The organism is Ochrobactrum sp. SSR (assembly GCF_030067775.1).
GTDB classification, from domain to species: Bacteria; Pseudomonadota; Alphaproteobacteria; order Rhizobiales; family Rhizobiaceae; genus Brucella; species Brucella teleogrylli.
Genome location: NZ_CP125970.1, coordinates 1,253,661 through 1,266,756 on the forward strand (window position 1 = coordinate 1,253,661; position 13,096 = coordinate 1,266,756).

Here is a 13,096-nt window from a genome sequence, read left to right on the forward strand (position 1 = left end):
GGCCGGGGATGACAGCAGACATGATCGTGAAACTGGCAATCCGCACCGGTTCGGCTTTGGCGCTGCTTTTTGCCAGCGCCTTGCCGGGATTGGCGCAGGAGGTGGCATCGCCTGCACCGCAAGCGCCAACTGTGGCCCCAACGGCGGCGGTTCCTGTTTCCGCGCCACCTGCGAACCTCGGCAATCTGGATGAAATCCGCAAGTTCTGCGGCAATATCGACAATCAGGCCGCAGACGCCCGCTATTCGTTGCAGGCCAAGCAGCTCACCGACCTCAAGGCCGAGGTGGACGAGCGGATGCAGGCGCTGGAAGAAAAGCGCAAGGAATACGAGATGTGGCTGAAGCGCCGCGACGAGTTCGTCAGCAAGGCGCAGGATTCGCTGGTCGACATCATTTCCAAGATGAAGCCGGATGCAGCGGCAGCCCAGATGGCCATGATCGGCGATGAGGCGGCGGCAGCCCTGATCCTCAAGCTCAACCCGCGTGTTTCGAGCATCATTCTGAATGAAATGCCGCCGGAAAAGGCAGCAAAGCTCGCACGCATCATCGTCGGATCGCAGCGCACGGGCGCAACGCCACCGGCGGTGAAGGACCAGCGCGCTCAGGCGCAAACCGGGAATACGGTGCAATGACAGGACGCATGAACAAGACCATTTTCGCCGCCACCGCTCTGGCGCTTCTGGCCGGTTGCGCCATGAAGCCGGAAGAAATCGGTCGTGCGCCGGACCTGTCGCCGGTTGCCGCCAATCTCGGCATGAACAACAATCCGCAATATAATGGTTATCCGTCGCGTCCGGCCAAGCCGGATTATTCGCTCTGGAACCAGCGCTCGACCAATTTCTTCAAGGACCCGCGCGCGGCCGAGCCGGGTGATGTGCTCACCGTCATCATTTCCATCAATGACCGCGCCAATCTCGACAACAAGACCGATCGCGAGCGGGTGTCGAAAGGCATTTATGGCGCGGGCGGCTCGTTCGCGACCAGCAGCAGCACGGGCGCCGGTGCTGGCGGCGACATGGACGGTTCCATCAACACCCATTCGGACAGCTCGTCCAAGGGCAAGGGCACAATCAAGCGCAGCGAGGATATCAGCCTACAGGTTGCGGCCATCGTCACCAACACGCTCCCGAACGGCAACATGATCATTCGCGGCTCGCAGGAGGTGCGCGTGAACAATGAGTTGCGTGTGCTGAATGTCGCCGGTGTCGTGCGTCCGCGGGATATTTCCGGTTCCAACACCATTTCCTACGACAAGATCGCCGAAGCCCGCATTTCCTATGGTGGTCGTGGACGGTTGAGCGAGGTGCAGCAGCCGCCATACGGCCAGCAAATTCTCGATCAGGTTTCTCCTTTTTAAAGCTGAGCATCGATGAGCGACACGGCACTGGACAAGAAAGACGGCAAGGCCAAAGGCTCCATGATGGGGCTTTTGGCGGCGGTCGTTGCTCTTACCGCTATCGCCGCCGGTGGCGGCTGGTATCTGGGCGGTATGATTTCCGCCGACCAGCAGGCGCTTGCCAAGACCACGGCCAAGGAAGACAAGCCGAAGCCGGGCGATTTCGAATCGCGCTCCATCGGCGCGGTTGTGCCGCTAAAGCCGATCATCACCAATCTCGGCATTCCGCAGAACACTTGGGTACGGCTGGAAGCTTCGCTGGTCGCCAAGCCCGGTCATGAAATACCGGCGGCCATGGCGGCCAGTGTCGGCGATGATTTTCTGAGCTTCCTGCGCAGTGTCAATCTCATGCAATTGCAAGGCGCGGCAGGGCTTGCCTATCTGCGCGCCGATCTCGAAGAACGCGCCCGCCTGCGCTCGGAAGGCGCGGTGGACCGGGTCTTTATTTCGGCACTGGTCGTAGAATGAAAAAACTCCTTGGTACAAGCGTTCTCCTGACGCTCGCACTCACCGTTTCGGCACAGGCCCAACAGGCCTTGACGCTGGATAATCTGCTACCCGCAGGCAGCGGTGCGGCCAGCGGCCAGATTGTCCAGCTCTTCGGTCTTTTGACCGTACTGTCCATCGCGCCCGGCCTTTTGATCATGGTGACGAGCTTTACGCGCTTCGCCATAGCCTTTTCCCTGCTTCGCTCGGGTCTTGGTCTCCAGACCGCGCCTGCCAGCATGGTGATGATCTCGCTCGCTCTGTTCATGACCTTCTATGTCATGGCGCCCGCCTTCGACCGCGCCTGGAACAATGGCTTGCAGCCGCTGATGCGTAACGAGATAACGCAACAGGCAGCCTTGACCGAGATTTCGCAGCCCTTTCGCGAATTCATGATGGGTCAGGTGCGTGACAAGGATCTGCGCCTGTTCGAAGACCTTGCCGATCCGTCTTTCCGCACCGGCGAGGACGGTGTTGTGGATTTCCGCGTGCTGGTCCCGGCCTTCATGATTTCGGAGCTTCGTCGCGGCTTTGAAATCGGCTTCCTGATCGTGCTGCCGTTTCTGGTGATCGATCTGGTCGTGGCCACGCTCACCATGTCCATGGGCATGATGATGCTGCCGCCGACAGTGATTTCGCTGCCGTTCAAGATTCTGTTCTTCGTGCTGATCGACGGCTGGAATATTCTGGTCGGAAGCCTGATTCGCTCGTTCTCCTGACCCGATTTGGAACAGTTGCCAAAGCGTCCGGCAAAATTCGGCGTCAAAATCTGAGAGATCGGTAAAATTCGGCAAAATAAATTAGCATTACTTTAATATTTGGGTTTTAAACGTCGGCACATGGTGGGTCTCTGCGAGAGCGGAGACAGGCATGATGCCGCTCCACTATGCCGGTAAGTCCGGCCTGTCCCTCTGTATGATTTTTCCCAAGGGGCAAAATAATGGCTAGCATTCTGACCAACTCGGCAGCTCTGACTGCTCTTCAGACCCTTTCTTCGACCAACAAGTCGCTGGAAGCAACGCAGAACCGCATTTCGACTGGCCTGCGTATCGGTGAAGCTTCCGACAACGCTTCGTACTGGTCCATCGCTACGTCGATGAAGTCCGACAACAAGGCCAACTCGGCCGTTCAGGACGCTCTCGGCCTCGGCGCTGGCAAGGTTGACACCGCTTATTCCGCGATCAACAAGATCCGTGAATCCGTTGACGATATCAAGACTAAGCTGGTTTCGGCTCTTGGTGCAAGCGAAGAAGACAAGGGCAAGATCGAAACCGAAATCAAGTCGATCGTTGCCAACATCAACTCGGCTCTGAGCAACGCCAACTACGCTGGTTCCAACCTGCTGAACGGACCGACGGACGATCTCGAAGTTGTTGCTTCGTACAACCGTTCCGGCGCCACCGTTACGGTTGACAAGATCACCGTCGCTTCTGGCGACACCGATGCGAAGACCATGGTTGCCTCGATCGTTGCCGCGGGCTTCTTCACGTCCACTACGGACGACGCTGCTATCACGACGGCTCTGGGCACGGTTGAAACGGCTCTCGCGAGCCTTGCAACCGGTGCAGCAACGCTCGGTGCAGCGAAGTCGCAGATCGACAGCCAGAAGAGCTTCCTGTCCGGTCTTCAGGACTCCATCGAAAAGGGCGTTGGCACGCTCGTTGACGCTGACATGAACAAGGAATCGGCACGTCTGTCGGCTCTCCAGGTTCAGCAGCAGCTCGGCGTTCAGGCTCTGTCGATTGCCAACTCGTCGAACCAGTCGATCCTGTCGCTGTTCCGCGGCTAATCGGTAACTGAGTAGATAAAACGGAGAGCCGGGTCACCGGCTCTCGCGAGTTCTCAGGCAAATCAGGGGTTCGCATCCGGACCGACCTGATCGGACCGGATGCCTTTGGGCGGAAAAGGGGCGCGGGATCAATTCCGCGCCCCGCTTCGTTTCGGCGTTCAGAAAGCACGTGCTTTATCAGCCGCCACTTTCGCGCAAGCTTCGCGGTCTAGTTTGCATCCATCATGATGGCGGTGGTGTCGATGCAGCAGAATATCCAGCAATTGATCGAACAGCTCAGGGGAACGCTTGGCAAGCTTGGCGTGCGCAAGCTTGTTGCGCTCGGGCTTGTGGGGGCCGCCCTGATGGGGGCGATCCTCTACACGAGTTTCTATCTGAGCCGCCCCTCCTATGAGACGCTTTATGTCGGCCTGTCGCGTGATGACGTGAACCGCATGGGCCTTGCGCTCGGTGAAGCAGGCATTCCCTTCGATGTGAAGTCGGATGGTTCGTCCATTCTGGTGCCGATCGGCAAGGCGGAAACCGCCCGCATGTATCTCGCCGAAAAGGGCCTGCCCACCTCCAATAATGCCGGTTACGAGCTGTTCGACAATATGGGCTCACTCGGCCTCACCTCCTTCATGCAGGAAATCACCCGCGTTCGCGCGCTTGAAGGCGAAATCGCCCGCACCATTCAGGCGATTCGCGGCGTGAAGGCCGCCCGCGTGCACATCGTTCTGGCTGAAAAAGGCTCGTTCCGCCGTGGCGACCAGAAGCCGTCCGCTTCGGTGGTCATCCGCGCGGAAGGCGGCTTTGCCGCCGAATCGGCGCAGTCGATTCGCCAGCTCGTTGCCGCCGCCGTGCCGTCGCTCGATGCATCGTCGGTCACCGTCCTCGACACCAATGGCCGGCTTCTCGCCTCCGCTGGCGAGGCCGCCAATGGCGCGGCTCTCATGACCGCCTCGCTGGAACAGCAGGTTGCTGGTAATGTGGACGACAGCATCCGCAAGGCGCTGGCACCCTATCTTGGTCTTGGCCATTTCCAGACCAGCGTGCAGGCGACGCTCGACACCGACCGCCGCCAGATCAATGAGACGACCTTCGATCCCGAATCGCGTGTCGAACGTTCGGTCCGCGTGGTGCGCGAAAGCGGCGATTCCCGCAACAACCGCGATAACAACGCGACGGGTGTGGAACAGAACATCCCGCAGGAAGAAATCCAGAACCGCAATGGCGAAACCTCGTCGGAAAAGACCGACCGCCGCGAGGAACTGACCAATTACGAAATGAACAGCAAGACGATTGCGACGGTGAGCGACGGTTATTCCGTCAAGCGTCTGTCGATTGCCGTCGTCATCGATCAGGCGCGTCTGCTGCAAACGGCCGGAACCACGCCGCCGCCTGCCAATTTCGTCGATCAGCAGATCACCAAAATCCGCGATCTCGTCGCCACGGCTGCCGGTCTCAATGCGGATCGCGGCGATGTCATCAATGTAACCGCCGTCAATTTCCTTGATCCGGCTGGTGCGGATATGGAGCCGGTTTCGGCGCCATGGACCGATACGCTGCTGCGCCAGAGCGGAAGCTATGTCAACGCGCTGGCCATCCTCGCCGCGGTTGGTCTTCTGATCTGGTTTGGCCTGCGTCCGCTGCTGCGTGACCAGACCGCGAAACCGGCAGGCACGGAAGTCGCCATCCGCGAAGCGGGTGAGGTTGCCACGCCGAATTTCGTCGGTACACAAGCAGGCAGCGAGGGCCAGCAGGCTGTGATCGGCGGGCCGGAAGCCTATGCCGACCAGATGAAGACCAGCCTCAGTGATTTACGCCAGCGCATGCGCATGCCCGCCAAGCTTCGTCTGGAACAGATGATCGAGATGGATGAGGAGCGCGTTGCCGCCGTTCTCAAGCAATGGATCAACGGAAACGCCGTGAAGCAGCCTGTCCATGCCGAACGGGCCGATGCACCGGAGCTTGAGGCTGCCTGATAATGAGCGCGCTCTCCCTCAGCCGTTACCTTCCTGATTTTTCGACCCATCGCGTGGCGGATGAGGCTGTGGAGATCATCGCCGCCCCTGCGCCGTCGCAACCGTTGAAGCCGGAGCCGGTTCGTCGCACCCAAGCGATTGACCCGAAAGCGGCGGCCCTTGCGGATAAGCTTGCCGCTGCCGAAAAGGCGGAAATGGCGGCCCTCATCGCAGCCGAGGAAGAAAAGCGCTCCGCCTTTGAAAACGGTCATGCCGAAGGCCATACGCTTGGCCGCGAGGAAGGCCATAAAGAAGCCGAGGCGCTTTACGAAGCTGAGAAAGCCCGGCTTTTGCGCGAGCATGAGACGGAAATCGAAAATCTTCGCGCCGCGTTTTCGCGGGAGCAGGCGCTGTTGCTGGCGCGCAGCCTGACCGAAGCGCTGACCGCGCTGGAACAGAGCTTCTCCGGCCAGATTGCCGAGATTCTAGCGCCGCTTCTCGTCGGAAAGCTTGAACAGGACGCGGTTGCAGAATTTGCCCACCGCATTGCGGCGCTGGCGCTGGAAGGCGAAGCGCCGGAAATCTCCGGTCCGGCAGGACTGCTGGCCCCGATACGCGACCATGCAGCGCTGCTGCCCTCCGGCTGCCGGTTTGTCGAAAATGCGTCGGACGAATTGTCCTTTTCCTTTGGCGAACGGGTGCTAGAAACGCGCATCGCGCCGCTTCTTGATGAATTGAAGGCTGCGGTCCAATGAGCATCGATCCCGAAACCAAGCGCGAAATCATCATTGTTCGCCGTGGCGGGCATGACGACCATGACGGCCACCATGGCGGCGTGTGGAAGATTGCCTATGCCGACTTTATGACCGCCATGATGGCGTTCTTCCTCGTCATGTGGCTGATCAATGCCGCCAATGAGGAAACCAAGGCGGCTGTCGCCAGCTATTTTAATCCCGTCAAGCTGATGGACCGGCATTCCAGCCCCAAGGGCGTGCAGGATGTCGATGAGAAGGATGGCAAGGTTCGCTATGAAAGCGACCAGCAGGTCGAAAACAGCACCAAGGTCATCAACGACGCCACGACCGTGCCGCCGAGCGAGCAGGAGGAGCGCCAGCTTTTCCGTGAGCCCTATGCGGTTTTGTCGGAACTGGCGCATGAAACCGGTGTGTTGCAGAATCAGTCTGCCAAGGGTGACGGCGGCACGTCGCAATCCGGCCCTGCCACAGGTGCCGATGGCGGCGATGCCTATCGTGATCCTTTCAGCCCGGATTACTGGTCGAGCAAGGCCGTGGACGAGCTGACGCCGCCGAATGCCGCGCCCTCCACGCCGCCCAAGCCGGAAACGCCGGAAGCAAAACCCGCTGAAGCGCCTGCAAAAGATCAGGAACAGCTCATTGCGGAACTGAAAAAGGCTGCGGAAGGCGAAAAGTCCACTGCGGCCAGGCCGGGCAGCAAGGCTGAGCCGATGCCGGATGTAACGGTGGTTCCGGTGGATGGCGGGGTGATGATCCAGCTGACCGACAAGATCGACTACGGCATGTTCACAATCGGCTCCGCCAAGCCTGATGCGCGCGTGGTGCAGATGCTGGAACGCATAGCGCAGGTGATTTCCCGCCAGCCCGGCGAAGTCATCATCAGCGGTCACACCGATTCGCGCCCGTTCAAAAGCGCAAGCTATGACAACTGGCGTCTGTCGTCGGCGCGTGCGCAGATGGCCTATTACATGCTGGTGCGCGGCGGGCTGGATGAAAAGCGCGTGTTGCGCGTTGAAGGCTATGCCGACCGCCAGCCGAAAATCGCCAATGACCCGAATGCGGCTGAAAACCGCCGCATCGATATTTTCCTCAAGTCTGCCCCATGAAGCGGCTTGTTCAGCGCTCCCTGATGATTGCCTTGACCATGAGCCTGCCGCTGGCCGGAGCGCCGGTGCATGTCTTTGCACAGGCGCAACAGGGCGGCAGCGCGGGCGCAGCCTTGCCGGTGCTTGAGCCTTACAAGCTCGTGCGTTCGCTGCGCATGTTGCAGGATCAGGTGGTGGCGGGAAAGCCGGAAGCCGTGGTCATGCTGAACAAGCTTCTGGCTTTCATCAGCGCCGACATGGCGCGCGCGCCGAAGGAAGCATGGGATAATCCCGAAAACATTTATGCGGCGATCATCTATCTTTTTAATGGCGGTAATCCCGACGCGGTGCGCAAGGTTCTGGCCGATTTCAAGTCGGATGTCGTGCCGCAGGAACTGGTCAAGGGTGCTTTGGCCTATGCCTCCGGGCAGATGATCGAAGTGGTCAAGCTGTTCTCCGTTCCGCTGTCGCCGGATGTGCCTTCGGAGCTGAAAGCCTCCATCGTGCTCGTGACCGCAAGCCAGATGACAGCCTTCGATCCGGCGACCGCGCTGCTGCGGCTTGATCAGGTGCGGCTCGAAGCGCCGGGCACGCTGTTCGAGGAAGCGGCGATCCGCCGTTCGATGCCGATTGCAGCCAAGCTTGGCGATGCGGAAAAGATCCGGATGCTGGCGCGCAACTATCTGCAGCGCTTTCCCCGCTCGCCCTATATGCGTGATTTCATGGGACAATTCGTCAGCGCGGCGCTCAAGCTCAATGACCGCATCGGCAATGCCGAACTGGTAAAGCTGATCGCAGCCGCCGATCCGGTGATGCAATATTCGCTCTATCTCCAGATTGCGCGCGGCGCTCTGGTGGACGGCCAGACGGAGCGGGCGCGTTTCATGTCTGCGGAGGCGCGCAAGCTCGCCGACCGACTCAAAGCCGATCCGACCCGCGCCAATCTCTATGCGGCGGCAAGCGATGTCGCCTCCGATTCGGCGGGCAGCGCCTTGCGTGAACTGTCGCAGATTTCGCCTGATCGCCTGCAGGAACCTGACCGCAAACTGTTGAAGGCAGCCGAGACGGTGGGCTCGGTCGTGACCCGCGCGCCGAGCGCACTGCCGCCAGCAAAAGCAGCGCCTGAACCCGCTGTGGAGGACCGCAAGGTGCCTGCTATGGCAGTGGCGGACGCACCCGTTACCGCGCCCGCCGCAATACCGGCTTCGTCGCCGGTTGCGGGCTGGAACCCGACACCGGCGCAGCCAACAGACGATTTGCAGAAGACCATGGACGATGCCCGGCGCAAGCTTGCCGAGATCGACGCCTTGCTAGGGGAGACCATTCAATGAGCGTGGATATTTTGCTCGGTCAGGCCGGACGGATGGCGTCGCCGACCCGCAGTCTGGCGCCCCAGCAAAGCAATGGGCAAGGCAAGGCAAATGTGGATGGGCAGGAAAATTCCGAGCCGTCGCAGCTGTTTGGCGCGCTTCTGGAAAAGCCGCATGGCAAACCGGTCGCGAAGGGCGATGACGCCGATACTGCGCTCAGCGATGAGCAGGATGAGCAGAAAGCGGATGCGTCCACGCAAGGGACAAACTGGGCCGTGACACAGAATGTCCTTTCTTTGGCCGCCAACATGCCCAATTTGAACGGCGAAAGCCACAATTCCGCCACAGAAAATCTCGCGAAAAAGGCTGGAATAGCTGCTTTGGCGCAATCAGATGACATGAATCCGAACGCTGTTGAAGGCGAGGGTGCTGAGGTCGGAGCGGATACCGTCAGCGACATGAGGCGGAAGGCCGAGGCAGCTCAGAATCTCCAGCCTGGTGTCAGTGGAAAGCCGTCTTCCAAATCCGGCGAGGCGGTGTCGGGCGACACGAATGGCGCGCAGTCGGATAAGCCCACTGAAAATGCCGATGCAAACCTTACCGATCTGCTGAAAGCCGAAAAGCCAGCGGGTAATCAGCCGGCTAATTCCAGCAATGCTGATCGCGGTGTCTTCCAGCCGCTGCAAGCCGCTGGCAAGTCCGCTGCTCCGGTGGATGGCAAGGTGGCGACTGCCACGCCGCAGGCGGTTCGCGTGGCGGATGTGCAGGTGGTTTCCGAGCGCAGCTTTGGTTCGGTGAAGACGCTTCAAATACGGCTTGATCCCGTCGATCTGGGGCAGGTGACGGCGCGCATCCGCGTTGTGCCGGACGGTGTAGAAGTGCATCTGGTCGCGGATAAGGCGCAGGCCGCTGAAGCGCTTTCCGCTGACCGCTCGATCATCGAGAAGGCGCTGAAAAGTGCCGGTATCGCGGACGATGCCCGCATCTCCGTAACGGTTACAGACCGCACTGCGGCAAGCGCGGTGCAGCACACGGCGGCGGGGCAAGGCGCTGGCCAGCAGCAGGCCGGCGCGCAACAGCAATCATCCGGCCAGCAACAGGCCTTCAATATGCAAGGCGGCTTCGATGGCCGCAATGGCGCGCAATCTCAGGCACAGGCTCAGTTTGCAAGCGGCGAGGGCAGGCAGAATGGTGATTCCAGCCAAACGGGACAAGACCGGTCCGGCAAGCAGACAGGTTCCGAAACTGCGGCGCGCGACACTGTTGCAGGCACTGCTGGCCGCAGTCGCGGTCTGGTTGTGTAACGCCAGTGCCGCTCTGGCGGAGAATGTCTGCGAGCGCGAAATGCATCGCGCTTCGGCGCGCTATGACGTGCCGCTCGGCATCCTCTACGCTGTCGGCCTGACGGAAACCGGGCGCAAGAATTCACTGCAACCCTATGCGATGAATATTGAGGGCCGGGCGGAATTTCTGCCGTCGCAAGGGGCCGCCCTCAAGCGTTTTACCGAGGTGCGCGCCGGGGGAGCCAAGCTCATCGATCTCGGTTGCATGCAGATCAACTACTACTATCACGGGCAGGAATTTCCATCGGTCGCAGCCATGCTGATGCCGAGCCTCAATGTCGATTACGCGGCGCGCTTTCTCAAGCAGCTTCACACTCGTGAAGGCAACTGGACGATGGCTGTCGCGCGCTATCATGCAGGCCCGAACAACAATCCCGCACAGAAGCGATATGTCTGCCGGGTGATGGCAAATATGGTCGCGACGGGGTTCGGAAACTGGACGCCAGACGCAAAAATATTTTGCGGAGCGTAACGGGCGGCCTCCCTGGACCATCAGCGATTCATTAAATTTTTAATGGTTGTAAAGCGGCGTCGCATACACGCCATTTGCAACCCTGCAATCAGTGATTGTCATAAGGATTGGGGACTAATTTAGGTTAGCGATAATTAACCCCTTGTAATGAATCGTAAAACATCGTGAGCCGTTAATCTATCGTTAAGGTTCGGCTCACTATCATTGTCGGGTGCAATGCAATCTGCACGATTCCCATAAAATTAGTTAATGCTAAAATTCCTCCCAATTTATTGCGGGCAATTTCTTGCCATTGTCGCCGAGTCACTCCGCCAGTTACCTCTGTCTTGCTTGGGCTAACATATTGATTCGGAAGGCGGGCCGATGATTGTCGTCGTGGATGACAGAGATATTGTCACTGAAGGCTATGCCTCTTGGTTTGGCCGTGAAGGCATCACGACGACGGGCTTCACACCGGCAGATTTCGATGAATGGGTAGAGACCGTTCCGCGGCAGGATATTATGGCCGTCGAAGCGTTCCTCATTGGCGAATGCGCAACCCAGCATCGTCTTCCTGCCCGAATTCGTGAACGCTGCAAGGCCCCCGTCATCGCCCTTAACGACCGTCCCTCGCTGGAGCATACGCTGGAGCTTTTTCAATCCGGGGTTGACGATGTCGTTCGCAAGCCGATCCACGTGCGCGAAATCCTCGCCCGCATCAACGCGATCCGCCGCCGCGCCGCAGGCGCGCAGAGCGTTGCGGAAACCGGCACTGAGCTTGGCCCGATCCGCGTTTTCTCCGATGGACGCGATCCGCAGATCAATGGCGTCGATTTTCCGCTGCCGCGCCGCGAGCGCCGCATACTGGAATATCTGATCGCCAATCGCGGTCGCCGCATCAACAAGGCGCAGATTTTCGGTGCGATCTACGGCATCTTCGACAGTGAAGTCGAAGAAAACGTCGTGGAAAGCCACATCAGCAAGCTGCGCAAGAAGTTGCGCGAGCAGCTTGGTTTCGATCCCATCGATTCCAAGCGCTTCCTCGGCTACTGCATCAGCATCGAGTAGTGCCCCGTTCATTGTGTGAATGGTTTGCTTGTGTTCCGCGTTCAAGGCTTCGGGCAGTTTTAAAACGGGTTTCCGTCTCTCAAAAGCTGCGCTGCATGCCCGGTAAAAAATCAAAAAACTCGCGAAGCTACAGCTTCACGCAAGCATGGCACGTTAGAATCGTAACAAGTTCTAAAATTCTCGGCTAAAATTCTCAGGAGCTGGCAATGAGTCTCTACGGTATGATGCGGACGGGTGTTTCGGGCATGAATGCCCAGGCCAACCGTCTCTCGGCTGTCGCGGACAATATCGCGAATGCGAGCACGATCGGCTACAAGCGCGCCGAAACGCAGTTTTCCTCGCTTGTTCTGCCGAGCAGTGGCGGCCAGTACAATTCCGGTAGCGTGCTGACTTCGGTCCGTTACGGTATTTCGGATCAGGGCGGCATCCGCTCCACGTCGTCCACGACCGACCTTGCCATTGACGGCAACGGCTATTTTCTCGTGCAGGGCGCGGATGGCGCAACCTATCTGACGCGCGCGGGTTCGTTCGTGCCGGACAAGGATGGCAATCTGGTCAATACGGCGGGCTATTACCTGCTCGGATCGGCTGACGGCAATGTCGCGCCAGACCTGAACGGCCTCTCGATCGTCAATGTCAATGCGCCGGACCTTACGGCAATCGGCAGCACGAACGGCACCTTCACGGTCAACCTGCCGACGACCGACACGCCCCCTGCGACGGCAGGCGATTATAACCACAAGACGTCGCTCATCTCCTACAACAATGCCGGTGAGGCGGTGAAGCTGGACGTCTATTTCACCAAGAACGCGGATGATACCTGGTCGGTCTCGGTCAAGAACGCTGCCGATAATGTTGAAATCGGCACGGGAACGCTGACCTTCGATCCCGCGACGGGCGCGGTGGTTTCCGGCGGCAATATTTCTGTCGATCTGACCGGCTATAATGGCGGTACGCTCGATCTCAATCTCGGCGCGTCGACGGCGCGTACAGGCAACTACACGATCTCGCAGGCCACCATCAACGGTCAGGCGCCATCGTCGCTGCAAAGCGTCGATGTGGGCGCGGACGGTTCGGTCGTTGCGATTTATGAAAACGGCTCGCAGCAGGTGCTCTATCGTCTGCCGCTGGCAACCGTGGCCAGCCCCGACCGCATGACGGTGGTGAGCGGCAACGTGTTTTCGCCAAGCGCCGCATCAGGCGGGGTGAGGGTCGGCTATCCGCAGGGCGATGGCATGGGCAAGATCATGTCGGGCTCGCTTGAGGAATCAAACGCCGATATCGCGCAGGAGCTGACCGACATGATCGAAGCCCAGCGCAGCTATACGGCCAATTCGAAAGTCTTCCAGACCGGCTCCGAACTCATGGACGTTCTGGTCAATCTGAAGAGATAGTTTGAGCGTTTGCGGGAAGGGCGACTTTCCCGCAAACGCCGTGTTTTACATTACGGGTCGCGGTTTGCGATTTGGA

General features: G+C 59.4%; 13 protein-coding genes. All 13 read left to right on the forward strand.

The window, feature by feature from the left end; translation table 11 throughout:
- The first annotated feature begins 8 nt into the window (after nucleotides 1–8).
- Nucleotides 9–632, forward strand: a complete 624-nt coding sequence (locus QLQ11_RS17280; protein WP_235858966.1) for a MotE family protein — start codon at nucleotides 9–11, stop codon at nucleotides 630–632.
- Nucleotides 629–1,357, forward strand: coding sequence for a flagellar basal body L-ring protein FlgH (gene flgH, locus QLQ11_RS17285; RefSeq protein ID WP_371831102.1), 729 nt, complete (start codon nucleotides 629–631; stop codon nucleotides 1,355–1,357). The genes QLQ11_RS17280 and flgH overlap by 4 nt, the downstream gene beginning before the upstream one ends.
- A 12-nt stretch (nucleotides 1,358–1,369) precedes the next feature.
- Nucleotides 1,370–1,864, forward strand: coding sequence for a flagellar basal body-associated FliL family protein (locus tag QLQ11_RS17290; protein ID WP_124915240.1), 495 nt, complete (start codon nucleotides 1,370–1,372; stop codon nucleotides 1,862–1,864).
- Complete coding sequence (gene fliP, locus QLQ11_RS17295) at nucleotides 1,861–2,601, forward strand: flagellar type III secretion system pore protein FliP (RefSeq protein WP_109367888.1); 741 nt, start codon at nucleotides 1,861–1,863, stop codon at nucleotides 2,599–2,601. Before QLQ11_RS17290 ends, fliP begins: the two co-directional genes overlap by 4 nt.
- A gap of 221 nt (nucleotides 2,602–2,822) precedes the next feature.
- Nucleotides 2,823–3,671, forward strand: coding sequence for a flagellin (locus QLQ11_RS17300; protein ID WP_109367887.1), 849 nt, complete (start codon nucleotides 2,823–2,825; stop codon nucleotides 3,669–3,671).
- 227 nt (nucleotides 3,672–3,898) lie between these two features.
- Nucleotides 3,899–5,635, forward strand: coding sequence for a flagellar basal-body MS-ring/collar protein FliF (gene fliF, locus QLQ11_RS17305; protein WP_109368045.1), 1,737 nt, complete (start codon nucleotides 3,899–3,901; stop codon nucleotides 5,633–5,635).
- Between the two features lie 2 nt (nucleotides 5,636–5,637).
- Nucleotides 5,638–6,369, forward strand: a complete 732-nt coding sequence (locus tag QLQ11_RS17310) for a hypothetical protein (RefSeq protein WP_109367886.1) — start codon at nucleotides 5,638–5,640, stop codon at nucleotides 6,367–6,369.
- Complete coding sequence (locus QLQ11_RS17315; RefSeq protein WP_109367885.1) at nucleotides 6,366–7,475, forward strand: flagellar motor protein MotB; 1,110 nt, start codon at nucleotides 6,366–6,368, stop codon at nucleotides 7,473–7,475. The genes QLQ11_RS17310 and QLQ11_RS17315 overlap by 4 nt, the downstream gene beginning before the upstream one ends.
- Nucleotides 7,472–8,785 carry a chemotaxis protein gene (locus QLQ11_RS17320; protein WP_121538376.1) on the forward strand — a complete coding sequence of 438 codons (1,314 nt, stop codon included), beginning with the start codon at nucleotides 7,472–7,474 and terminating at the stop codon, nucleotides 8,783–8,785. Before QLQ11_RS17315 ends, QLQ11_RS17320 begins: the two co-directional genes overlap by 4 nt.
- Nucleotides 8,782–10,068, forward strand: a complete 1,287-nt coding sequence (locus tag QLQ11_RS17325; protein WP_124915238.1) for a flagellar hook-length control protein FliK — start codon at nucleotides 8,782–8,784, stop codon at nucleotides 10,066–10,068. The genes QLQ11_RS17320 and QLQ11_RS17325 overlap by 4 nt, the downstream gene beginning before the upstream one ends.
- Before the next feature lie 40 nt (nucleotides 10,069–10,108).
- Nucleotides 10,109–10,579 carry a transglycosylase SLT domain-containing protein gene (locus QLQ11_RS17330; protein WP_319080433.1) on the forward strand — a complete coding sequence of 157 codons (471 nt, stop codon included), beginning with the start codon at nucleotides 10,109–10,111 and terminating at the stop codon, nucleotides 10,577–10,579.
- A 363-nt stretch (nucleotides 10,580–10,942) separates the two neighbouring features.
- Nucleotides 10,943–11,626: a flagellar transcriptional regulator FtcR gene (ftcR, locus tag QLQ11_RS17335; RefSeq protein ID WP_109367882.1), complete on the forward strand. Its 684-nt coding sequence runs from the start codon at nucleotides 10,943–10,945 to the stop codon at nucleotides 11,624–11,626.
- A gap of 206 nt (nucleotides 11,627–11,832) precedes the next feature.
- The gene (locus tag QLQ11_RS17340; RefSeq protein WP_109367881.1) at nucleotides 11,833–13,020 is read left to right on the forward strand and encodes a flagellar hook protein FlgE; all 1,188 of its coding nucleotides are present in this window, start codon (nucleotides 11,833–11,835) and stop codon (nucleotides 13,018–13,020) included.
- Nucleotides 13,021–13,096 lie beyond the last annotated feature (76 nt).

Bases quoted from the DNA above. Each gene is read 5' to 3' on its own strand.
- QLQ11_RS17330 (WP_319080433.1), top strand. From the start codon at position 10,109: ATGCATCGCGCTTCGGCGCGCTATGACGTGCCGCTCGGCATCCTCTAC.
- ftcR (WP_109367882.1), top strand. From the start codon at position 10,943: ATGATTGTCGTCGTGGATGACAGAGATATTGTCACTGAAGGCTATGCC.
- QLQ11_RS17320 (WP_121538376.1), top strand. From the start codon at position 7,472: ATGAAGCGGCTTGTTCAGCGCTCCCTGATGATTGCCTTGACCATGAGC.
- QLQ11_RS17325 (WP_124915238.1), top strand. From the start codon at position 8,782: ATGAGCGTGGATATTTTGCTCGGTCAGGCCGGACGGATGGCGTCGCCG.
- QLQ11_RS17290 (WP_124915240.1), top strand. From the start codon at position 1,370: ATGAGCGACACGGCACTGGACAAGAAAGACGGCAAGGCCAAAGGCTCC.
- fliF (WP_109368045.1), top strand. From the start codon at position 3,899: ATGGCGGTGGTGTCGATGCAGCAGAATATCCAGCAATTGATCGAACAG.
- QLQ11_RS17315 (WP_109367885.1), top strand. From the start codon at position 6,366: ATGAGCATCGATCCCGAAACCAAGCGCGAAATCATCATTGTTCGCCGT.
- flgH (WP_371831102.1), top strand. From the start codon at position 629: ATGACAGGACGCATGAACAAGACCATTTTCGCCGCCACCGCTCTGGCG.
- QLQ11_RS17280 (WP_235858966.1), top strand. From the start codon at position 9: ATGACAGCAGACATGATCGTGAAACTGGCAATCCGCACCGGTTCGGCT.
- QLQ11_RS17340 (WP_109367881.1), top strand. From the start codon at position 11,833: ATGAGTCTCTACGGTATGATGCGGACGGGTGTTTCGGGCATGAATGCC.
- QLQ11_RS17310 (WP_109367886.1), top strand. From the start codon at position 5,638: ATGAGCGCGCTCTCCCTCAGCCGTTACCTTCCTGATTTTTCGACCCAT.
- fliP (WP_109367888.1), top strand. From the start codon at position 1,861: ATGAAAAAACTCCTTGGTACAAGCGTTCTCCTGACGCTCGCACTCACC.
- QLQ11_RS17300 (WP_109367887.1), top strand. From the start codon at position 2,823: ATGGCTAGCATTCTGACCAACTCGGCAGCTCTGACTGCTCTTCAGACC.